At 68.5% G+C, this 22342-nt stretch carries 22 protein-coding genes, 1 tRNA gene and 1 pseudogene; 9 read left to right on the top strand and 15 right to left on the bottom strand.

The features are described 5' to 3' along the window. Nucleotides 1-88 precede the first annotated feature (88 nt). Nucleotides 89-532 carry a lipoprotein LpqV gene (locus G6N25_RS15245; RefSeq protein ID WP_372506945.1) on the top strand — a complete coding sequence of 148 codons (444 nt, stop codon included), beginning with the start codon at nucleotides 89-91 and terminating at the stop codon, nucleotides 530-532. Between the two features lie 93 nt (nucleotides 533-625). Beyond that, nucleotides 626-1636: a patatin-like phospholipase family protein gene (locus G6N25_RS15240; protein WP_232065809.1), complete on the top strand. Its 1011-nt coding sequence runs from the start codon at nucleotides 626-628 to the stop codon at nucleotides 1634-1636. Between the two features lie 23 nt (nucleotides 1637-1659). On the opposite strand, the gene G6N25_RS15235 is transcribed toward G6N25_RS15240, so the two are convergent. The 9 genes from G6N25_RS15235 to G6N25_RS15195 form a co-directional block, all read right to left on the bottom strand. Further along, nucleotides 1660-2529 carry a patatin-like phospholipase family protein gene (locus G6N25_RS15235; protein ID WP_083076819.1) on the bottom strand — a complete coding sequence of 290 codons (870 nt, stop codon included), beginning with the start codon at nucleotides 2527-2529 and terminating at the stop codon, nucleotides 1660-1662. A gap of 10 nt (nucleotides 2530-2539) precedes the next feature. Then, the gene (locus tag G6N25_RS15230; RefSeq protein WP_083076821.1) at nucleotides 2540-3406 is read right to left on the bottom strand and encodes a class II glutamine amidotransferase; all 867 of its coding nucleotides are present in this window, start codon (nucleotides 3404-3406) and stop codon (nucleotides 2540-2542) included. A 32-nt stretch (nucleotides 3407-3438) separates the two neighbouring features. After that, nucleotides 3439-4494 carry an NAD(P)H-dependent amine dehydrogenase family protein gene (locus tag G6N25_RS15225; RefSeq protein ID WP_083076824.1) on the bottom strand — a complete coding sequence of 352 codons (1056 nt, stop codon included), beginning with the start codon at nucleotides 4492-4494 and terminating at the stop codon, nucleotides 3439-3441. Between the two features lie 126 nt (nucleotides 4495-4620). Next, nucleotides 4621-6252: a long-chain fatty acid--CoA ligase gene (locus G6N25_RS15220; protein WP_083076828.1), complete on the bottom strand. Its 1632-nt coding sequence runs from the start codon at nucleotides 6250-6252 to the stop codon at nucleotides 4621-4623. A 124-nt stretch (nucleotides 6253-6376) separates the two neighbouring features. Further along, complete coding sequence (locus G6N25_RS24205; RefSeq protein ID WP_269473868.1) at nucleotides 6377-7435, bottom strand: YncE family protein; 1059 nt, start codon at nucleotides 7433-7435, stop codon at nucleotides 6377-6379. A 697-nt stretch (nucleotides 7436-8132) separates the two neighbouring features. Continuing rightward, complete coding sequence (locus G6N25_RS15210) at nucleotides 8133-8906, bottom strand: DUF427 domain-containing protein (RefSeq protein WP_083076833.1); 774 nt, start codon at nucleotides 8904-8906, stop codon at nucleotides 8133-8135. 3 nt (nucleotides 8907-8909) lie between these two features. After that, the gene (locus G6N25_RS15205) at nucleotides 8910-9185 is read right to left on the bottom strand and encodes a DUF6295 family protein (protein WP_083076872.1); all 276 of its coding nucleotides are present in this window, start codon (nucleotides 9183-9185) and stop codon (nucleotides 8910-8912) included. 12 nt (nucleotides 9186-9197) lie between these two features. Then, entirely contained in the window at nucleotides 9198-9956 is a 759-nt protein-coding gene (locus G6N25_RS15200) for a dienelactone hydrolase family protein (RefSeq protein ID WP_083076835.1), read from the bottom strand. A gap of 7 nt (nucleotides 9957-9963) precedes the next feature. After that, the gene (locus tag G6N25_RS15195) at nucleotides 9964-10737 is read right to left on the bottom strand and encodes a hypothetical protein (RefSeq protein WP_083076838.1); all 774 of its coding nucleotides are present in this window, start codon (nucleotides 10735-10737) and stop codon (nucleotides 9964-9966) included. Nucleotides 10738-10964: 227 nt separating this feature from the next. Here G6N25_RS15195 and G6N25_RS15190 point away from each other — a divergent pair, with 227 nt between their 5' ends. Further along, nucleotides 10965-11588, top strand: coding sequence for a hypothetical protein (locus G6N25_RS15190; protein WP_083076840.1), 624 nt, complete (start codon nucleotides 10965-10967; stop codon nucleotides 11586-11588). Nucleotides 11589-11591: 3 nt separating this feature from the next. On the opposite strand, the gene G6N25_RS15185 is transcribed toward G6N25_RS15190, so the two are convergent. From G6N25_RS15185 to G6N25_RS15160, 5 genes and pseudogenes are all read right to left on the bottom strand, one after another. After that, complete coding sequence (locus G6N25_RS15185; protein ID WP_083076842.1) at nucleotides 11592-12404, bottom strand: methyltransferase domain-containing protein; 813 nt, start codon at nucleotides 12402-12404, stop codon at nucleotides 11592-11594. A gap of 59 nt (nucleotides 12405-12463) precedes the next feature. Next, complete coding sequence (locus G6N25_RS15180; RefSeq protein ID WP_083076875.1) at nucleotides 12464-12838, bottom strand: ArsI/CadI family heavy metal resistance metalloenzyme; 375 nt, start codon at nucleotides 12836-12838, stop codon at nucleotides 12464-12466. A gap of 23 nt (nucleotides 12839-12861) precedes the next feature. Then, nucleotides 12862-13741 (bottom strand): annotated as a pseudogene (locus tag G6N25_RS23885) (arsenate reductase/protein-tyrosine-phosphatase family protein); the annotation flags it as partial. 98 nt (nucleotides 13742-13839) lie between these two features. Continuing rightward, nucleotides 13840-14187, bottom strand: a complete 348-nt coding sequence (locus tag G6N25_RS15165; RefSeq protein WP_083076849.1) for an ArsR/SmtB family transcription factor — start codon at nucleotides 14185-14187, stop codon at nucleotides 13840-13842. 90 nt (nucleotides 14188-14277) lie between these two features. Next, nucleotides 14278-14351 (bottom strand) — tRNA-Leu (locus G6N25_RS15160). Nucleotides 14352-14704: 353 nt separating this feature from the next. Here G6N25_RS15160 and G6N25_RS15155 point away from each other — a divergent pair. The 4 genes from G6N25_RS15155 (at nucleotide 14705) to G6N25_RS15140 (ending at nucleotide 17610) form a co-directional block, all read left to right on the top strand. Then, nucleotides 14705-15559, top strand: a complete 855-nt coding sequence (locus G6N25_RS15155; RefSeq protein ID WP_083076853.1) for a PPE family protein, SVP subgroup — start codon at nucleotides 14705-14707, stop codon at nucleotides 15557-15559. Nucleotides 15560-15632: 73 nt separating this feature from the next. After that, entirely contained in the window at nucleotides 15633-16829 is a 1197-nt protein-coding gene (locus tag G6N25_RS15150; protein WP_083076857.1) for a PPE family protein, read from the top strand. Nucleotides 16830-16981: 152 nt separating this feature from the next. Next, nucleotides 16982-17278 (top strand): WXG100 family type VII secretion target, encoded by a 297-nt coding sequence (locus G6N25_RS15145; RefSeq protein ID WP_163672461.1) that lies wholly within the window; start codon nucleotides 16982-16984, stop codon nucleotides 17276-17278. Between the two features lie 47 nt (nucleotides 17279-17325). Beyond that, nucleotides 17326-17610 (top strand): WXG100 family type VII secretion target, encoded by a 285-nt coding sequence (locus G6N25_RS15140; protein ID WP_083072106.1) that lies wholly within the window; start codon nucleotides 17326-17328, stop codon nucleotides 17608-17610. Between the two features lie 113 nt (nucleotides 17611-17723). Here G6N25_RS15140 and G6N25_RS15135 read toward each other — a convergent pair whose 3' ends face one another. Beyond that, nucleotides 17724-19022 (bottom strand): PPE family protein, encoded by a 1299-nt coding sequence (locus tag G6N25_RS15135; RefSeq protein WP_083073561.1) that lies wholly within the window; start codon nucleotides 19020-19022, stop codon nucleotides 17724-17726. 711 nt (nucleotides 19023-19733) lie between these two features. On the opposite strand from G6N25_RS15135, the gene G6N25_RS15130 reads away from it, so the two are divergent. Both G6N25_RS15130 and G6N25_RS15125 read left to right on the top strand, forming a co-directional pair. Next, nucleotides 19734-20507, top strand: coding sequence for a response regulator transcription factor (locus tag G6N25_RS15130; RefSeq protein ID WP_083073562.1), 774 nt, complete (start codon nucleotides 19734-19736; stop codon nucleotides 20505-20507). Then, on the top strand, nucleotides 20504-22021 hold the full coding sequence (locus G6N25_RS15125) for a sensor histidine kinase (protein ID WP_083073563.1): 1518 nt from the start codon (nucleotides 20504-20506) through the stop codon (nucleotides 22019-22021). The genes G6N25_RS15130 and G6N25_RS15125 overlap by 4 nt, the downstream gene beginning before the upstream one ends. Nucleotides 22022-22342 lie beyond the last annotated feature (321 nt).

The following is a 22342-nucleotide window of genomic DNA, read 5'->3' as shown; positions in this document are numbered from 1 at the left end:
CGGGCAGGCGGCGGCGTGTTACGGCCGACAACACTCCCAAAATCCGAGGTGCTCCATCACGGCAGCCAGTGTTGCATAGATTGAGACCGTGCGCTGGTGCGGTCATCTCCCCTTGCGGCGGGGCGCGGTTGTCGCCGCGGCGATGTTGTTGGCGGTCACGGGGTGCTCGCATGGGGCGCCCAACAGCACTATCACGTCCACGTCGGCGCGGCCGTCGGACGTCCCCCGCGGCCCGGCCGCGGCACCGCCGGGGGCCGTCGGGCTCTCCCCCGCCGGCGTGACGACCAGGATCGATGTCCCCGCGGATTCGACCGAGGAGGAGTATTTCCAGGCCTGTCACGCCGCAAAGGTGTGGATGGAGGCCCAGCCCAGCGCCGGTGGATCGCTGGTGGAGCCGTACCTCGCGATGATTCAGGCCTCGCCGACGGGCACCGCCGGCACCTGGAACGCCCGGTGGTCGGCGTTGACGCTGGCGCGGCAGGCGGCCGTGATCACCGCCGCGCGCGCGGCGGCCAACGAGGAATGCGGGTAGCGCCGCCGCGGCGCCCGGCGCAATTGAGATCACGGGTACAAAAAAGTGCCCCGGGAGCCCCGGACGGCCGGCCGCGCCGCGCAGAATGGAGCGGTGGCGCGTCGATCATCGCCGACCCGGGTGGCGCTGGCGCTCGGCAGCGGCGGCGCCCGCGGCTACGCCCACATCGGGGTGATCGAGGCGCTGCGGGCGCGCGGGTACGAGGTCGTGGGGATCGCGGGCTCCTCGATGGGCGCGCTGGTCGGCGGCCTGGAGGCGGCCGGATGCCTCGACGAGTTCGCCGACTGGGCGAAGTCCTTGACACAACGCACCATCCTGCGGCTGCTGGACTTCTCCATCAGCGCGGCGGGAGTGATGCGGGCCGAGAAGATCCTGGACACGGTGCGCGACATCCTGGGCCCGGTCACCATCGAGGAACTGCCCATCCCCTACACGGCCGTGGCGACCGACCTGTTGACCGGCAGGTCGGTGTGGTTTCAGCGCGGGCCGCTCGACGAGGCCATCCGGGCGTCCATCGCGATACCGGGGGTGATCGCCCCGCACGAAATCGGCGGACGCCTGCTCGCCGACGGCGGCATCCTGGATCCGCTGCCGATGGCCCCCATCGCGGCGGTCGACGCCGACCTGACCATCGCGGTGAGCCTCAGCGGCGGCGAGGCCATCACCCGCCGCGACGAGGAGCCGGGCGCCACCGCCGAGTGGCTGAACCGCATGGTGCGCAGCACTTCTGCGCTGCTTGACGCCACCGCCGCGCGGGCGGTGTTGAGCCGATTCGGCGCCCCGGCCGCGGAATCCGAGCTGTGGCCCGACGATTCTGACCCGCCCGCGGAAGCGCCGGCCGAGGGGCCACCCGAAGCCCCAAAGCTGGGCAGCTTCGAGGTGATGAATCGCACGATCGACATCGCGCAGTCCGCGCTCGCGCGCCACACGCTGGCGGCCTACCCCGCCGACCTGCTGATCGAGGTGCCGCGCTCGACGTGCCGAAGCCTGGAGTTTCACCGGGCGGCGGAGGTGATTGACGCCGGCCGCGCGCTGGCCGACCGGGCCCTGGACGCCCTCGAAACCGGGGACGACCAACCCGTTCCGCCCGCGATCGAGGACTGAACAGCCATGTGCCAGAAGGTGTTTCAGGCGCCCAGGAATCGGGCGACCGCCGCCGCCTCGCGGCGGCCCTGGTCGCGTCCGGCCACCGCCGAGGGGATGCGGCAGCGGGGATCCAGCGCATTGGGCCCGAACGCCGCCAACGCGTCGCCGTCGGCGAACACCGCGAACGCCTTGCCGGGGAACGCGGCGATCTCGGCGGCCGGCCCGTCGCCGAACGGCGCCGGCGTGTCCGCGCCCGACGGCACCAGCACCACCGCGACGTCGCAATCGGCGGCGACTCCGAGGTTGACGGAGCTGGCCACCCCGCCGTCCATATAGCGCCGGCCCGCGATGGTCACCGGCGGCCACGCCCCCGGCACCGCGCAACTGGCCGCCACCGCGTCGACCAGCCCCACCCCCGAGTCCCGGTCGAAGACCACCAATTCGCCGGTGGCGGCGTCGATCGCGGTGACCCGCAGCGCCCGGTCCGGCCAGTCGTGTGAGGGCAGGCGGTGCGCGATCACCTGGCGCCGGACCGGCTCCGGGACGGTCGCGGTCGCCAGCGCCACGGCCCCGATGCGCTGAATCTGCTGACGGGTCCTGTCCAGAGCCGGGTCGTAGGGTTCGCCCAACGCGGCCAGGAAGAGTCCGGCGATGTCGTCGACGTCGACGCCGGAATCGAGCTCCGCCGACGACTCCGCGACCTGCCGGTCGAACAGCGCCTCGAGCGTGTCGCCGCTGCCGATCTGCGCGGCGACCGCCGAACCCGCCGACGTCCCCACCAGCACGTCCGAATCCAGCAGCAGCCGCGCCGCCGCCGGGGATTCGTCGGCGATCCCGCGCAAAATGCCCGTCTCCCAAGCGATTCCGGCTATGCCGCCGCCGGCCAGCACGAGCGCGCGCCTGGTTGCCACGTCCCGGGCCCTACGCCGACGTGTGCTGCGCTTGCTGGACCGGCGCGCTCAGGTCGGTCCGGCGCAGCGGATGGGCGGGCGGGTCGGGCAACACCACATCGCGGGTGATCGTCAGCCCGGCGTCGACGTGGACCAGCTCGCCCGGTTCGAGCGGGCGCCAGCGCGGGTCGTCGTCCATCGGTTCGGTGGCGAACACCACCGACGAGCGGGTGCACAGATGCTCGGACCGCGCGCGGATTCGGTGGGTGCGCAGGTCGAATTCGGTTGTCCGGTCTTCGTGGCGCCGGTCCAGGACATAGAGCTCGTGGGTCTGCGGGTAGCGCAGCGCCCACATGTCGGTGGCCGTGCTGAGCAGGATGTTAACCGCGTAGATGGGCACGTTCGCGGCGAGCCACCCCAGGGCGTCGACCAGTCCGGCCGTCACCTCGCCGCCCCGGGCGCGGATCGAACCGGTGACGAGGGCGAACACCCGCTCCGAATCGGTCTCGCCGAGGACCAGGTCGTCGGCGCCGAGTTCGCGCAGCCGGTCGTCGAGGACGTCGAGCCCCTCGACCACGCCGTTGTGCGCAAAGATCCGGCCGTCCTGCAAAAAGGGGTGGGTGTTGCGGACGTCGAGCGACCCGGTCGTCGCGTAGCGGACGTGGGCGACGAAGGTCGTACCGGTCAGTTCGTGTGCCTCGGTGGCGAATTGGCTGTCCCGCCACGCCGCGATCGGCTCCTTATCGAGCCGTGGCCGGCCGCGCTCGTCAAAAACACCCACACCCGTGCCGTCCGGGTTTTTCCGGCTTTGCTTGGACAGGCTGTCCGGGGCGTTCAGCAGCCAAAACGTCGCGGTGCAAGCCCGCGTCCCGGCGTGCAAGCCAAAAAGTCGGCACATGGTCTCGACGGTACCGGGGCGGCTTTCGGCCCTCAGCGCGCCAGCCGCGGGGCGGCCCGGCCGGTGATCGGCGGCAGATCGAAGAAGGTTTGGATGCCCGCCGGGGCGGCACACGTCGCGGGGACGGCGTTGACGCAGTGCGCGGCGGTCGCGACGATCCCGGGGTTGCTCTCCAGCCCCGCCCGCACGCTTTCGGGCTGCCATCCCTTGACGGTCACGAAGGTGTCCGGGTTGCCGCGCACCTCGATCTCGTAGCGTTCCCCCGCGGGCCCGAAAGACCAAGGCGGATCGAGGTTTTCGGATCCCATCAGCCAGTTCACGGTGATCCGCACGACCACCGCGTCGCCGACCAGCGCCTCCCAGTGGAAGCGGCGCCCGGCCACCTGCCCGGGCTCGATCACCCCGATCGGCGAGTCGATCGGGGCGGTCGCCACGGCCACCTCCTGCGACGAGCGGACCTCGGGATCGGCGGCGAAGCCCAGCCGATCGACACACAGCCGCACCGACTGGATGAAGCCGCCGTCGAGCAGCTTTTGCATCGGCCCGGTCAACGCGCTGTCCGGCGTCCCGCCGAAGCCCATCACGTAGCGCAGCACGTCCGGCGCGTTATAGGTGCGAAGGTCGGAAAACTCTTCGGAGCGAACGAAAGTCACGCCGGTGGACATCACCGACAGCAGCAGCGGAAACAGCTCGGTGGCCGCCCCGGGCCCGATGCCGGCGCCGTGCAGCGTCGCGTTGCCGGCCTGCGCGGCGACCTCGAGCGGGGCGCCCTCTTTTTCGCTCGGGTAGAACCACCCGAGCGGGGTGACGACGTTCTTGCCCGAGCGCAGCAGCGCGGCGACCTCCTCGACGTTGGGCAGCAACGGCGCGTAGATCACCGCGTCGGCGTCCAGCGCGAGCACCTCGTCGATGCTGTTGGTCGCGGTCACGCCGAGCGGCGGGGTGCCGATGATGTCGCCGACGTCCTTGCCGTTCTTGGCCTCCGAATGCACCCAGCAGCCAACGAGTTCGAGCTCGGGATGATCGAGCACGCCCTTGATCGCGGCCACACCGACCGACCCGGTCGCCCACTGAATGACCCTCAGCATGTGCACCTCACTTTCTCTCCTCGCGAGTTCTCCCGCGAGACTTCTCTCCTCGCGAGCAGACGTAGAATCGCACGTTTGCCGGCGAAACTATGCGATTCTGCGTCTGCTCGCGGGGGATGCCGGCGCTCAGTCGCGGGCCTCGATCACCCAATAGCCATGCTCGGCGTGGCGCGCCCGGATGGCCTTCTTGTCGTACTTGCCCACGCTGGTGCGGGGAATCTCGTCCACGAACGTCCACCGCTCGGGCAACCACCACCGAACGACCCTATCCGCCAGGAACGCCCGCAAATGTTCGGCGCTGACCGACGCGCCCTGCTTGGCCACGATGACCGCCAGCGGCCGCTCCTGCCACCGCTCGTCGGGAACCCCGACCACCGCGGCCTCGAGCACGTGGGGGTGCGCGATGAGGCAGTTCTCCAGCTCGACCGACGAGATCCACTCCCCGCCGGACTTGATGACGTCCTTGGCCCGGTCGGTCAGGGTGACGAAGCCCCGCTCGTCGATGCGGCCCACGTCGCCGGTGCGCAGCCAGCCCGAGTCGAACTTGGAGTCGTCGCGTCCCAGGTAGTACGAGCCGGCGATCCACGGGCCGCGGACCTCCACCTCGCCCACGGCGTCGCCGTCGTTGGGCAGCACCCGGCCGTCGTCGTCGACGATCCGCATTTCCACCCCGCACACCGGCTGGCCCTGGGTCGCGCGGAACGCCCAGTGCTGGTCCGCCGGGGTGCCCGGCGGAGGCCAGGCCATGGTGGCCATCGGCGACGTCTCCGTCATGCCCCACAGCTGCCGGATCTGGACGCCGTGTTTCTCCTCGAAGGTGCGCATCAGCGACACCGGAACGGCCGAGCCGCCGCAGACCACCAGGCGCAGCGACGACATGTCGTGGTCGGGGTCGTCCTCGAGGCGGTGCAGGACATCGTTCCAGATGGTGGGCACCGCGCCCGCCACCGTGGGCCGCAGGTCTTCGACCATGCCGATCAGCGAGCGCGCGTCGAGGTGGCGATCGGGCAGCACCAGGTCGGAGCCCGCCATCAGCGCCGCGTACGGCAGCCCCCACGCGTTGGCGTGGAACATCGGCACGATCGGCAGCAGGCTGTCGGTGGCCCCGATGCCGATGCCGTTGGCGGTGCAGGCCGCCATGGTGTGCAGGAAGCTCGAACGATGGCTGTAGACAACGCCTTTCGGGTTGCCGGTGGTGCCGCTGGTGTAGCACATGGCGGCCGCGGAGTTTTCGTCGATGCGCGGCCACTCAAAGTCGGGGGATTCGGCGTCGATCAATTCGGCGTAGCTCAGCACGGTCTTGCCCGATTCCCGCAGCGGCCCCGTCTCGCCCTCCCCGACCACGATCACCGTGTGCACGGTCTCGAGGCCGCCGAGGACGGGCGCGAGCAGCCCGGCCAGCGACACGTCGACCAGCACGACCCGGTCTTCGGCCTCGTTGGCGACATAGGCGATCTGCTCGGGGAAGAGCCGGATGTTGAGGGTGTGCAGGACGGCGCTCATCGACGGCACCGCGAGGTAGGCCGCCAGGTGTTCGGCGTTGTTCCACATGAACGTCGCGACGCGCTGGTCGCCGGTGATGCCGAGGCGGCGCAACGCGTTCGCCAGCCGGGCGGCCTGCTGGCCCAGTTCGCGGTAGGTGGTGCGCCGGTAGCCGTCCCCGGTGGCGGTGGTCACCGTGCGTGCCCCGTGGACATCGCAGCCGTGCCGCATGATCGCGGCGATCGTCAGCGGAAAGTCCTGCATGGTGCTGTCCATCGATGCACCGCCTTACGGGTCTCGGCACAGCGCCGCCTGGTGTGCGGTCGGGCGAATGCTATCCCCGCACGCGGCCGGGAGAAAACGGATTCCCCGACAATGGGCGTTTTACCCGTGGGCGGGGTCAGGCCGGAACGGGCTCGGAGCACAACAGCTCGGGCACGACCCACTCGGTCGCGGCGTCGCGCTCGTCCACCGCGGTCTCGGCGCCCGGCGCGACGATCGAGGCGACCCGCGCCACCGTGACCGTGCCGGAATGGTCCGCCACGTACAGGTATTCGCCGTCCGGGCTTTCCGTCACGCACGACGGCCGACTCGCCACGGCGAGGGTGCCGACGACGTCGTGGGTGAGCGTGCACAGCACCGTGATGCCGTCGCCGCCGACCAGGTAGGCCCGGTCGCCGTCGCCGCTGAGCGTCAACCCGGTCGGGGCGTCGGCCTCGGCGATCGTGCGGGTGCCGGTGATGGCGGCGGTGCGGGTGTCGACGACGTCGACCACCGCGCCGCGCTCGGGGGCGCAACTGGCCACGTAGGCGATGGTGTCGTTGGGGCCGAGCGCCACGTCCCGGATGGGCAGGTCGATCTCCACGGCGCCGATGACGCGACGGGTGTCGCCGCCGATCACGACGAGCCGCCCGCCGGCCGGGCCGTTGGTGGCGACATAGACGCGATCGCCGTCGGGGCTGACGCGCACGCATTGCGTGGTGGTGCCGGGGAGGGCGATCGCCTCCACCCGGCCGGTGCGGGTGTCGAGCACGGCGACGTCAGGACCGCCGGCGCCGTTTCGGCTGGCATAGACGCGCTGCCCGTCGGGGCTTACCGCCAGGTCGCTCACGCTGAGCGCCACCGGGTGTGTCGCGATGACGGCGTTGCTGGGCACGTCGATGACGCCGATCGAGTCGTACGCCGGCGACACGGTGCTGACGTACGCGCGGCGGGTGTCGTGGCGGCCCATCGCGATCGCGAACGGCTCGTTGAGGCCGGCGACGGTCCGCACGACCCGGCGGGTGCCGGTATCGATGACCGAGACGCTGTCGCGGCCGTAGTTGGCCACCATCAGCCGGGTGCCGTCCGGGCTGGCGACGATGCCGCTGATCGGGCCGTTGCGCACGGCGATCCGGGCGGCGATCGGAAGTCCCGGGGCGGAGCCCAGCTCAATGGCCCGGCCGTCCGGGTGGCTCACACCGCGCAATGCCGGCACCGCCTTTGCTCTACTCGGGGTAGGTCCGCGGGGCGCGCCACGATGGTCGAGGCATGGCTGTGCGACGCTGGCGGCCCTGAAGTACTGGACTCAAGCACCCATTGGGTGGCTGCTTTCGTAAACTTTACCGACCGAATTCCGGACGGCCGCCGTCCGGCGCCGCACGCCGCGACTATGCGGTCCCTAGCGAGTGGCCCGGTGGCAAACTCCGGCCCGCCGCGGTACCGGGAGGATCGCGGTCGCGGCTAACTTGCGGCGGCCGCCGTCCGCGACACCGCGAAATAAGAGGACCTTAAAGGCATTCCGCAAAAAGAGGTCAACGTCACACGTGGGACGTGTGCCCGACTTGGGTCACGGTTGTTCGTTGAACCGAGGCTGTGCTTCGTCGGGGAGTGATCGACCGGCACGATTCACGCCGTCGGGCCTTGGCCTTCCCCGAATCCGGACGAAATATGTTGGTATGCCACCTTATTCAAGGGGAGTGGACCACCCGCTGTGCGTCGGCGACAGGTCAGGGCGGGCCACGTCGGACACCTCGTGGCGGTCACATGTGTCACTCGCGTCTCGGCTTCGGAGGCACATACTTCTCTGCCCACCTACCAGCGACAAGTGCGGCGGGCTGCCGCGCGTAGGCGGGCACATCGTTGTATGCCGGCCGGCGAGTGACCGATGCCCCCCGCTAGCTGAACTGGGTCCGCGGCCGCGGCAATGCGACACCGTCGACCGTGATGTCGAGTTTCTCGTTGTAAAAGGCCACCAGGCCGGCGATGTGCCCGACCGCCGGCAGCGGATAGTGATACGTCCACGCCAGGTCCGGATGCACGGTCTCCCCCACCCGCACCGACCAGTAGCCCGACGTCACTCCCTTGTACGGGCACAGGGTCCGCGTCGGACTGGGTTCCAGATGCTCGAACGCGATGTCGGTTGGGTCGATGTAATACCTTGTGGGTAAACCCGTTTCAAAAAGCAGAACCGGAGATCCGGTGTCGGCCAATGCGATTCCCTCGAGCTCGACCCGGACCCGGCGGTGCGAGCGCAGCGCGTCGACCCGCGAATACGGATTGCGCGGATGGCCGTAGATCGGCTCGTCTTCCTCGAACCACCGCAACGGATCCCACTCGAAGCGCACCGTGCCCGCCACGGGGCTGTCGGCGTCGAACACCCGCGCCGCCGATGGGTAGGTCCGGCCGTCGCCGACCAGCGAGTGCAGCCGCGACGGGCCGAGCTGCACCTTCTGGGCGTGGTTCTCGTCGCGCAGGAACTCCGTGCGCACGTCGGCCAGTGGCACGTAATACGCTGGGTAGTAAGGCAATTCCCAGACGTAGCGGGCGGCGGTGGTGTCGAACACCAGCTGGTGGCCGAGATAGCCGCGGACCCGGCGCGGCGCGGGCTCGATGCGTCCGCGCGCGGCGGCCATTTGCGGGTAGTCACGGTCCCCGGTGTCGCTCGTCATGGGTCACCTACCGGCCTTGGAGGCCAACCCGGCCGGGGCGTGGGCGATCGCCTTGCGGATGGCGTCGGCCAGCGCCAGGGCGCTCTCCTCGGTGAGCTCGAGCGCGACCCGCGCCGCCGGGCCCAGTTCCGGATTGATCACGTCGATGTTGACCGTGTGGCCGTACGGCGCGTGGACGGGATGGTCGACGTACACCGTCGCCCGGTCGGCGCCGAACCATCCGGTTGCGCCCTTGCCGCTGCCGTCGATCCGCACGTGTTCGGTGAGATGGGTGCACATTGCCTGGGACACCTAGCCTTTCAGGTGGATGGCGAAGAACTCGTCGATGCGGCGCCAGCCGTCCAGCGCCGCCTCGACCCGGTACGCCGGCCGGTCGACGGAGAAGAAGGCGTGGCCGGCGCCCTCGTAGGAATGAAACTCGTGCGGCTTGCCCAGCCCGGTCAGCTCGGCGTCCAGCGTGGCCACCGCGGGCGGGGCGGGGAACCTGTCCTCGACCCCGAACAGGCCCAGCAGCGGGCAACTCAGGTTCGGCGCCAGGTGCAGGATCCGTTTGATGGCCCTGGGCGCGCCCTCCGGCGGGTCCTCGACGACGAACGCGCCGTAGCAGTCCACCGCGGCGTCGAACTTCAGCGAGCACGCCGCCAGGAAGGCGTGCCGCCCGCCCGAGCAGTGCCCGATGACGCCCAGCTTCCCGTTGGCTCCGGGCAACGAACGCAGGTGCTCGGCCGCGCCGGCGACATCGCCGACGAGCCGCTCGTCGGGCACCCCGCCGGCGGCCCGCGCCGCCGCGGCGGCGTCATCGGGCGCGGCGCCGGGGGCCTCGCGCGAATACAGGTTCGGGACGACCGTGTGATAGCCGTTGACCGCGAGCCTCCGGACGAACTCCTTGGTCTCGCGGTCGTAGCCGGGCATGTGGTGAATCCACACGATCCCGCCGCGCGATCCCCCGGCGAGCGGCATGGCCCGGTAGGCCTCGATCTGGTCGCCGCCGTGGCCGGCGATGGTGATCGTTTCGGCGCGGATCGCGTCCGGGCTGGGGGCGTTCGTCACGATGCTCCTAGTGCCGCTTGTCGCGGACTTTGTAGGTGGAGGGCCACGACTTTCGGGACTCGTCCCCGGTCAGCGGGGTTCCCATCCCGCCGACCTTGACGTTGTAGGCCTCCTTGCCGGGGCCGACCTCGCGGTTGGCGTGTTCCTGGGCCAGGTAGTACAGCTCGTCGATGGTGGCTTCGTCGTAGGCGACGAACGAGGTCTCGCGGGCGACGTCGTCGATCCCGGCCAGCATCCGGTCGGGCAGCACCCGCGAGGCCAGCGCCGCCAGGCCCAACAGCGAGAACGGAACGACCCAGTAGCAGACATACGACAACGGTGTCCTCGTGTCGAGGATGGTCGCGCCCGCACTCATGATCGGCGGGATCGCCGACGACACCGTCATGCCGGCGAACGCGGCGATCCAGACCCGCGTCAGCGCCCGGACCAGCCGGGTGAACAGCTCCGTCTTGACCACGTCATCGGGCTGCTCCGCGGCGGCGAACTCCCGCACGAACGGCCGGCCGGCCAGCGCGCCGACCACCGCAAGCGAGAGGATCCCGGCGTTGCTCAGCGGCAGTATCCACCGCTGGTCAAGCGAGTCACCGAGCGCAAAGGTCAGGATCGTCAGCACCAAAAGCATTGCGACATTGCCGATTTGGAGTGACTTGTCAGCGGGGGCGCCGACCGCCAATGACGCGACCGCGATCGCCAGCGCGATCAAGGCGGCGGCGGCGAACGGGACATTGCCGACCAGCACCCAATAGACGATCCACGGCGCAAACCCTGACAGCATGCCCACGAGGAGTCAGTTTATGAGTGGCGGCTTCGGGCGTGGCCGGCGGCAACGCCCAACGCGGGGTGGTTGTCGACCTGGAATCGATCCACACCCGTCTAGCAGGTCCTTTACCGCGGCGCCATGTCAGACTTGAACCAACGGTTAGCGCACACAACTCGCGGGGACGCGAAGCTTCGCCTCGACCACCCGACGGGGCCGTGACGCGAGCACCTCAGCTCAGGAGCAACGGAATGACCATCGACAATCCGTTTTGGGACGCGGTCAAGGATTGCGTCGAGGCCGACAGTTTCGCCGGCAACCCGGTGGTCGGTGAGTTCCGTTTGGACCGATCCGTCGAAGCGAGCATGGCACGCGCGCCGAACCGCCAACAGCTCGTAAGGAAGTACTGCTGGACCATTCCCGACCCCGACACCGTCGCCTTCGTCGCCGAGCATGCTCAAGGGGCCCTTGTCGATCCCATGGCGGGCACGGGCTATTGGGCCTACCTGCTTGGGCAGCTGGGTGTGGACGTCGTCTCCTACGACCTGAACCCGGGTACGGCGCTGGTCACCAACGGTTGGCACGGTGAGGACCTGTACGCCGAGGTCTGCGCGAAGGATGGCGCCGAAGCGGTGGCACTGCACCCTGACAGGACGCTATTGCTTTCGTGGCCACCCTTTCAACAGGACGTCGGCGCGCGCATATTGACGGGCTACGCGGGGACACGCCTCATCTACATCGGCGAGGACAAAGGCCACACCGGCGATGACGAGATGCGTCGGATACTCGACAGAGATTGGGCCGAAGTCGATTCCCGCCGACCGGTGCAATGGTGGGGCGTCCACGATCGGGTGACGGTGTACCAGCGCGGCTGAAATCTATGCATGGCAAAGTATTTCGCCGTGCGGGATGGACAGCCAGCCGTCCGGGGCGGCGGCCCAGGTCCGCCATGCCACGGCGATCTCCTCGAGCTGCGCGGCCGTGGCGAGGCCCAAAGCCAACATCTCGCGACCGACGCCGGAATGCAGGATCCGGTCGGCCCACATTCCACCCCACCATTCGCGACTTGCGGGCGTCGCGTAGCACCACAGGCTGGCCGTGGGGGTGACGTCGTCGAATCCCGCCGCACGGGCCCACGACAGCAGCCGCCGGCCCGCATCCGGTTCGCCGCGGTTGGCGCGCGCCGCCTGTTGATACAGGTCGCGCCAAAGATCCAGCGCAGGCAGTTGCGGGAACCAGATGAACCCCGCGTAGTCGACATCTCGCGCCGCCACAACGCCTCCCGGCCGGCACACCCTCCTCATCTCCCGCAGCGCCGCCACCGGATCGGTGACGTGTTGCAGCACCTGATGGGCATGCACGACATCGAATGCATCGTCGGGAAGGTCGAGCTTGTGCACGTCGGCGGTCGAGAACGAGACGTTTGACAGGTTGCGCCGCCGGACCTCGGCGCGGGCCATGTCCAGGACGCGGTCGAACAGGTCGACGGCCAATACCGGCCCGGGCGCCACCCGCTCGGCGAGGTCGGCGGTGGTGCTGCCGGGACCGCATCCGATATCCAGCACGGACGTGCCCGGCTTCAAATGAGGCAGCAGGTAGGCGGCGCAGTCCTCCGCCGTGCGTGGCTGCTGACCGCCCGGCACCGATCCGCGCTGCACGTGCGTCGTGATAGCCGGCCTTACCTCGTCCATTGTGCGGTCCCTATGTTTTGGCGCGTCGTCAGCATGAGAGCTTATGCGCGAGCGAGAAATCACGGGGTTTCCGAGTCGGCCAGGACGGTGTAGACCTCCCACCTCTCGCCGGCGGGTCCGGCGACCCATGCCTTGTCCTGGGTGGCATAGCAACACGTGGTGCCGATCTCCTCCTCGGGGAGCATTCCCCCGCCCGCGAGACGGGCGATTTCTGCGTGGACTTTGTCGGCCGTCTCCACTTCGACGCCGAGGTGGTTGAGGGTGCCGCCGTGGCCGGGATTTTCCAGCAGCACCAGTTTTAGCGGGGGTTCGGCGATCGCGAAGTTGGCGTAGCCGGGTTTGACCTTGGCCGGTTCGGTGTCGAACAGCTTGGAGTAGAACGCGATCGCCTCGCCGAGGTCGTCGACATTGAGGGCCAGCTGCACGCGAGACATGATGGTTCCTTCCTTGGTGCGGATCATGCGGTCGTAGCGTTGGGCAGGAGTTCGGCGATCAGTGACTCGACACGGGCGGCTATGTCGTCGCGGATCGCCCTCACGGTGGGCAGGGGCTGGCCGGCGGGGTCGGGAAGTTTCCAGTCGCGGTAGGACACCCCGGGAAAGTAGGGACAGGCGTCGCCACAGCCCATGGTGATCACGACGTCGCTGGCCTGCACGGCGACGCCGGTGAGGACTTTGGGGGTGGCGGCGGTGATGTCGACGCCGAGTTCGGCCAGCGCTGCGACGACGACGGGGTTGATCTGATCGGCGGGTTCCGTTCCGGCTGAGCGAACTTCGATGCGACCTCCGGCCTTGTGGCTCAGCAGGGCCGCGGCCATCTGCGAGCGTCCGGCGTTGTGGACGCAGACGAACAAGACACTGGGCTTATCGGCCATCGGCCAGGGCCCCTCGGTCCGGCTCGGGCCGGGACAGCCGGGCGCGCATCGCCAGGGAAACGTGGACCAGCCCAACGAGCAGGGGCACTTCGATGAGTGGTCCGACGACCCCGGCCAGGGCTTGCCCCGATGCCGCGCCGTAGGTGGCAATCGCCACCGCGATGGCCAGTTCGAAATTGTTGCCGGCGGCCGTGAACGCCAGGGTCGCGGTGCGGGCGTAGCCCAGTCGCAGCACGAACCCGAGGGCGTATCCGCCGGCCCACATGATCGCGAAGTAGGCCAGCAGTGGCACGGCGATGCGGGCGACATCCCATGGTCGGCCGGTGATTTGGTGGCCCTGCAAGGCAAACAGGATGACGATGGTGAACAGCAGGCCATACAGGGCCCACGGACCGACGCGGGGCAGGAACGTCGTCTCGTACCAGCGGCGACCCCTGGCTCGTTCACCCAGTCGGCGTGACAGGTCCATCGCAACGCCGATCCACACCGGTAGGAACCGATCCAGCGTCGAAAGCCGGGTCGCTACCACCTTCGGGGCCGACACCGGCGTCGGGGTTTCCGTCACGGCCCCGTCAAGGCTTCGTCGTCGACATGCAGGGCCGAAGAAAGCCGCCGCAACGCCGAGGGAATCACCCAGTAGTACACCCAGGTGCCCCGCCGCTCGCAGTCCAACAGGCCGGTTGAGCGCAGCAGCTTGAGGTGATGAGAAATCGTCGGCTGGGAGACGTCGAAGGTCGCCGAGATCTCACATACGCACGCCTCCCCGCCGGGGTGGCTGGCGATCAGGCTCAGCAGCCGCAGCCGGACCGGGTCACCGAGCGCCTTGAACATCGCCGCCAACTCCGCTGCCTGCGATTCCCCCAGAGCGGCCACGCTCAGCGCCGGGCAACACCCGCTTTGATTCGACATCTTTCTATATAAACATCCATCGAATCAAGCCGCAACGACTGGAGCGCAGAATCGGCGATCCGCGCCGGCTCGCCAGGCCCGCAACGCCGGTGCCCCCAGTCGGACTCGAACCGACACTGGGCGGATTTTAAGTCCGCTGCCTCTGCCAATTGGGCTATGGGGGCCCGCGGCGAATCTAGCGCGAAGCGCCGCGCCGGAGCGTCGCACCCGCCCAAGCCGGCGAAAATCCCAAGGTGCGTGCCGGGCGCTCCTGACCTAGGATGCGCGCGCCGCGCGCCATTTGGTGCATCGCATCGGGATCCCAGATGACAGCGCTATGTCGCCCGACAGGACCTTGTTAAAACTGCCCGCGTCAGCGTTAAGAAGCCGTAAACGCCCGTCACCCTAGCCTTTTCCGTCGGGAATGTGGAGTCGTGGCTCGTTAACCTTACGCCGACGCACAGGAGCCGTTACGCGAACACACAGCGTCGACCCACCCGGGTGGGGGTCGGCAAGTTCCCAACACTAGGAGCAGTAGATGTCGTTTCTGACAACAATTCCTGAAGAGTTGCTCGCCGCGGCGGCACAGCTGGAAGGGATCGGCACTTCGCTGACGGCCCAGAACGTGGGCGCCGCGGCACCCACGACCGCCATCGCCCCGGCGGCCGCGGACCCGGTCTCGGCCCTGCAGGCGGGAATCTTCTCGACGTACGGCACGCTCTACCAGCAGATCGCGGCCGAGGCTCAGTCGATACAACAGCAGTTCGTGCAGACCCTCGGCCTCAGCTCCGGCACCTACAGCGCCACCGAGGCCGCCAACGCGAGTGCAGCGGCCAGTCCCTACGACGCTATCGCCTCTTTCGAGCAAAACCTCGCCACATTCCTCGGCGGCCCGCTCTACAGCTCGGGTGGAAGCCCGATCAGCCTGTCGGGTAATCCTGCCAACTTCGTCAGCTTCGAGAGCGGCAACTGGGCCTCGGCGATGTCGACCTGCCTCGGCATGGCCGGCGGTGGTCTTGTGCCTACCGACTGGTGGCCGACCGCGGCCGGTGACGCCGCCGCTGCCGTCGGCGCCGCGGATACCGTGAACGCGGTTGGGCCGGCCGGCGGCATGGGCGCAGTGGGAGCCATGCCGGTCGGGGGCCTCGGCCAGGCGACCATGGTGGGCAAGTTGTCGGTGCCGCCGAGTTGGGCCGGCACGTTCACCCCGGGCGCCAGCCCCGTCACCGCCGTGCAGACCGTCGGCTGGACCGGCGCCGCGCCGCAGGCCGGGCCGGGAACCATCGTCCCCGGAATGCCCGGGCTGGGCGCGGCCGCGCGCAACAGCGCCGGCTTCGGTGCGCCGCGCTACGGCGTCAAGCCCATCGTCATGCCGAAGCCGACGGCCGTCTAAGGAGCGAACGCCAACGCGGGCCTACATCACTACCTAATCAGCCAAATTCGCTCAGAAAGAACGGGATACAGAAATGGTCTTAGATTTCGCAGCCTTGCCGCCGGAGGTCAACTCCGCGCTCATGTACACCGGCGCCGGTTCAGGACCGCTGATGGCGGCCGCGACGGCCTGGAGCAACCTGGCCGCCGAGCTGAGCACCACGGCGACCTCCTGGGAGTCGATCGTCGGGACCCTGACCGGCGAGCAGTGGACGGGTGCGGGATCGGCGGCGGCGGCGGCCGCTGCCCAGCCTTATGTGAGCTGGCTGTCCACCACCGCCACGGCGGCCGAGCAGGCCGCCACCCAGGCGTCTGCGTCGGCAGCCGCCTACGAGGCAGCCTTCACTGGGACGGTGCCACCGCCGGTGATCGCCGCGAACCGGGCGCAACTGGCGGCGCTGGTCGCGACGAATTTCCTGGGCATCAACACGCCGGCGATCATGGCCACCGAGGCCCAATACATGGAAATGTGGGTCCAGGACGCACTCACGATGTACACGTATTCGGCGGCGGCGGCAGCGTCCTCGGTCCTTCAGCCGCTGGCGCCGGCGTCACCGACCGCCAGTCCGGCCGCCGCCGCCACCCAAGGCAGCGCAGTGTCCGCAGCCTTGGCGTCCGCCCAAACGAACAGCGCGGCGACAGGGTTGGGTGGTCTGTTGGCGAACTTTGGGACCGAGTCCTTCGGTACCGAAATATGGAACGCTTTCTCGACCGCTTTTCCTGGGCCGGCGGAGGTGCTGACCGAGGCGGACGGCCTCTTCGGCACGCTGTTCAGCTTCAACGGCATTCAGCAGTTTGGTGTGACCGCGGCCTGGTTCGTCGGCACCGCCATCCCGACGGCGGTGTCGTATATACACACGGCGGCCGCCGCCGCGGCGCCCGCGGCAGCCGCGAGCGACGTCGTGCCGCTGGCCGGTGGTGCGGCCATTGGAGAAGGGTCGTTGGTGAACAGCGTGGGAAGCGGAGCGATGTCGGCGGGCATGGCCGAAGCCTCCGCGGTCGGCGGCCTGTCCGTGCCGGCCAGCTGGTCTTCGGCCGCCCCGGCGACGTTGGCCTCGTCCACCGCCCCCCTGGAGGGCTCCGGCTGGACCGCCGCCGCCGAAGCCGAGCCCGTCGCGGCGATGCCCGGCATGCCGGGAATGGCGGGAGCGGCCAAGGGCGCCGCCGCCTACGGAACGGGCCCGCGGTACGGCTTCAAGCCGATCGTCATGCCCAAGCAGGTTGTCGTCTAATGCCGGGAAAAAAGGGAGGATATGTCACCCATTTGAGGCGATCAATTAACCCGTAAGCCGTAATCTATCCGTGCTGTGGCTACCGCCACACCGAATTACAACTGGACAAGACTTCGACAAGCCGAAGGCTTCGAGACAAGGAGATAGCCGAGATGGCAACACGTTTTATGACCGATCCGCACGAGATGCGGGCGATGGCGGGCCGTTTTGAGGTGCACGCCCAGACCGTTGAGGACGAGGCCCGCAAGATGTGGGCGTCGTCGATGAACATCGCCGGGGCCGGCTGGAGTGGGCAGGCGCAGGCGACCTCGTATGACACCATGGGGCAGATGAATCAGGCGTTCCGCAACATCGTGAACATGCTGCACGGGGTGCGCGACGGGTTGATCCGTGACGCCAACAACTATGAGCAGCAAGAGCAGGCTTCCCAGCAGATTTTGAGCAGCTAGCCTTCGGCGCTGCTGTCCACCACTTTTGACTTTGAGAGGACGCAAACATGACCATCAATTATCAGTTCGGCGATGTGGATTCGCATGGCGCGTTGATTCGTGCGCAGGCCGCGTCGTTGGAGGCCGAGCATCAGGCCATCGTTCGTGATGTGTTGGCCGCCGGTGACTTTTGGGGCGGCTCGGGTTCGGTGGCCTGCCAGGAGTTCATCACCCAGTTGGGTCGCAACTTCCAGGTGATCTACGAGCAGGCCAACGCCCACGGCCAGAAGGTGCAGACCGCCGGCAGCAACATGGCCAGCACCGACAGCGCCGTCGGCTCCAGCTGGGCCTGACACCGCATTTTCAGAACGGGGCCGCACACCCGAGTGGTGTGCGGCCCCGTCGTTTGTCTGCCGAATGACCGTGTGCCGCAAGCGCACACGGTCATTCAACCGGTGCGGCGGCCCTAACCGGCCACCGGCGAACGCGGAATGAGCATGGGGCGGAACCCGATCCGCTGAACCGCACCCTCGGACTCGCGACCGACCATGGCGCCCAACGGCAACTTGGAAATGCCCGCCGTGGTTGGTCCGGTCGGCGCGGCGCCCCAGCCGCCCGGCATGGCGTTGGCGTCCACGGCGGGCAACGGCGTGACCGACGAGACCGCGTCGGCCCAAGTCGGCGGTACCGACAAGGTGCCGAGCGAGGCCGCTTGACCCACGCTCGCCGAGGCGCCTTCGCCCAGCCCGAGGCTTCCCAGACCCCCGCCCAACTCCCCTGGAGTGGGAAAGCCCGAAACTCCTTCGGCGCCCAGAATCGAACCCGCGCCCGCGAAATCGAGCGACAGGCCGTACCCGTCGAAACCGAGTCCGGCGCCGTCGGTGCCCAACCCCGCGCCATCGCCGCCCAGGCCGGCCAGATCGGAGCCCAGGCCGAGCACATTGGTCAATTCGGCCGAATTTCCGCCCAGCACGGAGATCACGCTTGAGGTCAAGCCGGATAGCGCCCCCGCCCCGGTGCTGGCGCCCTTGGTGGCGGTTTTGCCTGTGGCGCCGCTCAGGCTCGAGAGCGCGCCGAGGGGGCCGGTAGCCCCCGACGACCCCAGCGACGCCGCGGTGCCCGCCGCCGCCTGCGACACCCCCGTGCCGGACCCGGGGGTTGCCAGATTCTGAAGGGCTTGCGGTACGGACGAAATCAGCTGCGACGTCGTCGTCTGGGTCTGGCCGGCGAGCCCGCCGGGATTGGTGGTCTGCGGCGGCGATGTGAAGGCGCCGAACGACGAGGCGATGGCCGAACTGGCGGCGTAGTTGTACATTGCCGCCGCGTCCTGGGCCCACATTTCGCTGTACTCGGCCTCGGTGGCCATGATCGCCGGCGTGTTCTGCCCCAGGAGGTTGGTGGCGACCAACGCCATGAGCCGCGCCCGGTTCGCCGCGATCAGCGCCGGCGGCACCGTCATCGCGTACGCCGTCTCGTAGGCGGCCGCGGCGCCGGTGGCCTGGGCGGCCGCCTGCTCGCACTGCTCGGCGGTGGCCGTCATCCATGACATGTAGGGCGCGACGGCGGCCGCCATCGACATCGACGTCGGCCCCAGCCACGACTCGTCGGTGAGGCTCGCGATCACCGACTGGTAGCCGGTGGCGGCATCGGTGAGCTCGGCGGCCAGCGACTCCCATCCCGCCGAGGCGGCCAGCAGGGTGCCGGGCCCCGGGCCCAGATACATCCGGCCGGAGTTGACCTCTGGTGGCAATGCGCCAAAGTCCATCGCCCATTCCTATCTCTGAGTTGAGTTTGCTGGCCGGGTTGAGTGCGACCCCGTCGTCGCCCCCGGCACCGCGGAACACCGATGTGGCCGAGACCACGTCCTAAACCCGGGAGGGCCGCGCACCGTCCCGCCGTCCGAGGGCGACGGTCGCGGCGACCCCTGTCGCCGCACACCGAGGCCGCACCGTCGACGGCCGTCGGCGCCGCCGGCTCGAAGAGGGTCGAACCGGCCGCGTTTCGCGCGGCTGTCACGGAGTCCGCAGAACCGAACACCCGAGCGTCGCCGACGGCCGCCAAGGGAATGTCCGATGGCGCGCCCGAAACGTTCGCTACGAAAAACATTAAGGGCTACCGTCATTCGTAACTCTGCGTAACGTGACATTAACGAGATTCGGGACACCGCCGTCCCCGGCCGTCGTGCCTGCCTGTCCAGCTCCGACGGCATCCGCTGAAGTGCAGCGTCTGACGGTCAATGAAATCCATTCGTGTGCCGTTGGTTTGGCGAACTACCCCTCGGAATGGTTCAGTTCCGCAAAACTAACGGCCATGCATACCAGTATTTTTGGGAAATGCTCCCATCTCAACTTCGCTGATGCAACACATATGGAACACATATTTGTGCCGGCCGGATCGTGAGGCACGAAACAGAGTTTCTTTGAGAACTCTATGAAGTCCGTGACAACCGCATGTGCGCTTGCAAAAATGTAGGAACATGACCGCAATGTCGGGATACGCTGGCAGCCAGCGGCCACGCCAGGCCATTCTGGGGCAGCTGCCCCGCATTTACCGTGCCGATGGATCATCGATCCGGGTTTTGCTGGTCGACGACGAGCCCACGTTGACCAACCTGGTGAAGATGGCGCTGCATTACGAGGGCTGGGTCGTCGACATCGCCCACAACGGGCGCGAGGCCATCGCGAAGTTCGACAGCGTCAACCCCGACGTCCTGGTCCTCGACATCATGCTTCCCGATGTGGACGGGCTGCGGATCCTGCAGCGGATCCGCGAATCCGATGCCTACACCCCGACGCTCTTCCTCACCGCCCGCGACTCGGTCATGGACCGGGTCACCGGCCTCACCGCCGGCGCCGACGACTACATGACCAAGCCGTTCAGCCTCGAGGAACTGGTCGCCCGGCTGCGTGGGTTGTTGCGCCGCTCGGCCCAGCAGAACCCACCCGCCGTCGAAACGCTGAAGGTCGGCGAGCTGTACGTGGACACCGCCAGCCGCGAGGTCACCCGCGGCGGCACGCCCATATCGCTGTCCTCGACCGAGTTCGAGTTGCTTCGCTTCCTCATGCGCAATCCCCGTCGCGCGCTGAGCCGCACGGAAATCCTTGACCGGGTGTGGAACTACGACTTCGCCGGGCGCACCAGCATCGTCGATTTGTACATCTCGTACCTGAGAAAGAAGATCGACTCGGGCAGGGACCCGATGATCCATACCGTCCGGGGGGTTGGGTACATGCTGCGGCCGCCGGAATGATCGGCGACCCGAACACGGAAACCAGGGATCGTCCGCGATGGCTTCCCCATTCGCTGCGCCGCCAGTTGCTGCTGGGCATGTTGGCCATCGTCAGCGTGGTGCTGGTGACGGTCGGAATCGTCTCCGTCCTCAGCCTGCGCGGCTACGTCACCGCGATGAGCGACGCCGACGTCGCGCAATCCCTTGACGCACTGAGCAACTCGTACGGCAGATACCGCAACGCGGCACAACGCGGCACCGAGCCGATCGCGAAGGCGATGCTGGAATTCACCGATCAGACACCGGGGAACGTCATCGCGGTGCTCCGCCACGGGGTGGTGATCGGCTCGGCGGTCTTTTCCGAGCCCGAAGCGCGACCCGCGCCGCCCGAGGTGCTCCGCGCCATCGAAGCGCAATCGTGGCCCGACGCCCCGCCACGGACCGAGAGACTCGGCGACCTGGGTTCGTATCGGGTTGACAGCCGCGTCGACGGATCCGACCTTTTGGTCGTCGGGGTATCGCTGGCGCGCGCCGACCAGATCATCGCCCGCAAACAGATCACCACCACGGCGCTCGTGGCGGCGGCGTTGGTGGTTACCGCCGGCCTCACCGGTTGGGTGGTCGGGTATACCCTTCGCCCGCTGCGCCGCCTCGCGGCGACCGCCGCCGAGGTGGCCGCGATGCCGCTGACCGACGGCGACCGCCGGATCAGCGTCAGGGTGCGGCCGCAGGACACCGACCCGGGCAACGAGGTCGGCATCGTCGGGCACACGCTGAACCGGTTGCTGGACAACGTGGACAGCGCGCTCGCGCATCGCGCCGACTCCGATTTGCGGATGCGGCAATTCATCACCGACGCCAGCCACGAGTTGCGCACCCCGCTGGCGGCGATTCAGGGCTACGCCGAACTGACCCGACAGGACAGCTCGGCGCTGCCGCCGACCACCGAATACGCGCTGGCCCGCATCGAATCCGAAGCGCGGCGCATGGCCCTGCTCGTCGACGAGCTGCTGCTGCTCTCGCGCCTCGGCGAGGGCGAAGACCTGCAGACCCAGGACGTCGACCTGGCCGATCTCGTCACCAATGCGGTGAACGACGCGGCGGTCGCGGCGCCGACACACCATTGGGTCAAAGACCTGCCCGACGAGCCGGTGTGGGTGCGCGGGGACCATGCCCGGCTGCACCAGCTCGTCAGCAATCTGCTCAGCAATGCCCGGCTGCACACCCCGGCGGGCGTCACGGTGGCGACCGGAATCGTCTGCCACCGCCGCGACACCGAAGCGCCGTACGCGGAACTGACCGTCGCCGACGACGGGCCCGGCATCAGCCCGGAGCTCCTGCCGCGCCTGTTCGAGCGGTTCGCCCGCGCGGACACGTCCAGGTCGAACGGCTCGGGAATCGGGCTGGGCCTGGCCATCGTGAGTTCGATCGTCAAGGCCCACCATGGCTCGGTGACCGCCGAATCCGTAGGCGGCCGAACGGTGTTCAGGGTAAGGCTGCCGATGATCGAGGATCCGGCCGCGGACGGAGCCTGAGCACCGGACGGCTCGGCGTCGCGAATGTCTATGGTCCGATCACGATCGGTACGGACTCCGCGTTAGCCCGCTGTGCGCCGAGCCTGTAATCCTGCAGGCCCTTACTCGCACTTTATCTGCAGATTTACAGGATCGGCGACGCCTGTTGGCAGCGGGATTCGGGCGTAAAGAATCCGTAAAGGTGCACTGCGGCGCCGTTAGGAAAGTGTCAACCAAAGGCCCTATGCGACCGGCCCCGTTTAGTTTCAAGCTGACTTGCCTCCGAGGACTGCATTGCGGCTGACTCGATGAGGTCATGACGCGCGCGTACGGCTGGCGCAG

Source organism: Mycobacterium heidelbergense (assembly GCF_010730745.1).
GTDB lineage: Bacteria > Actinomycetota > Actinomycetes > Mycobacteriales > Mycobacteriaceae > Mycobacterium > Mycobacterium heidelbergense.
This window is presented reverse-complemented; position numbering and strand designations above follow the sequence as displayed.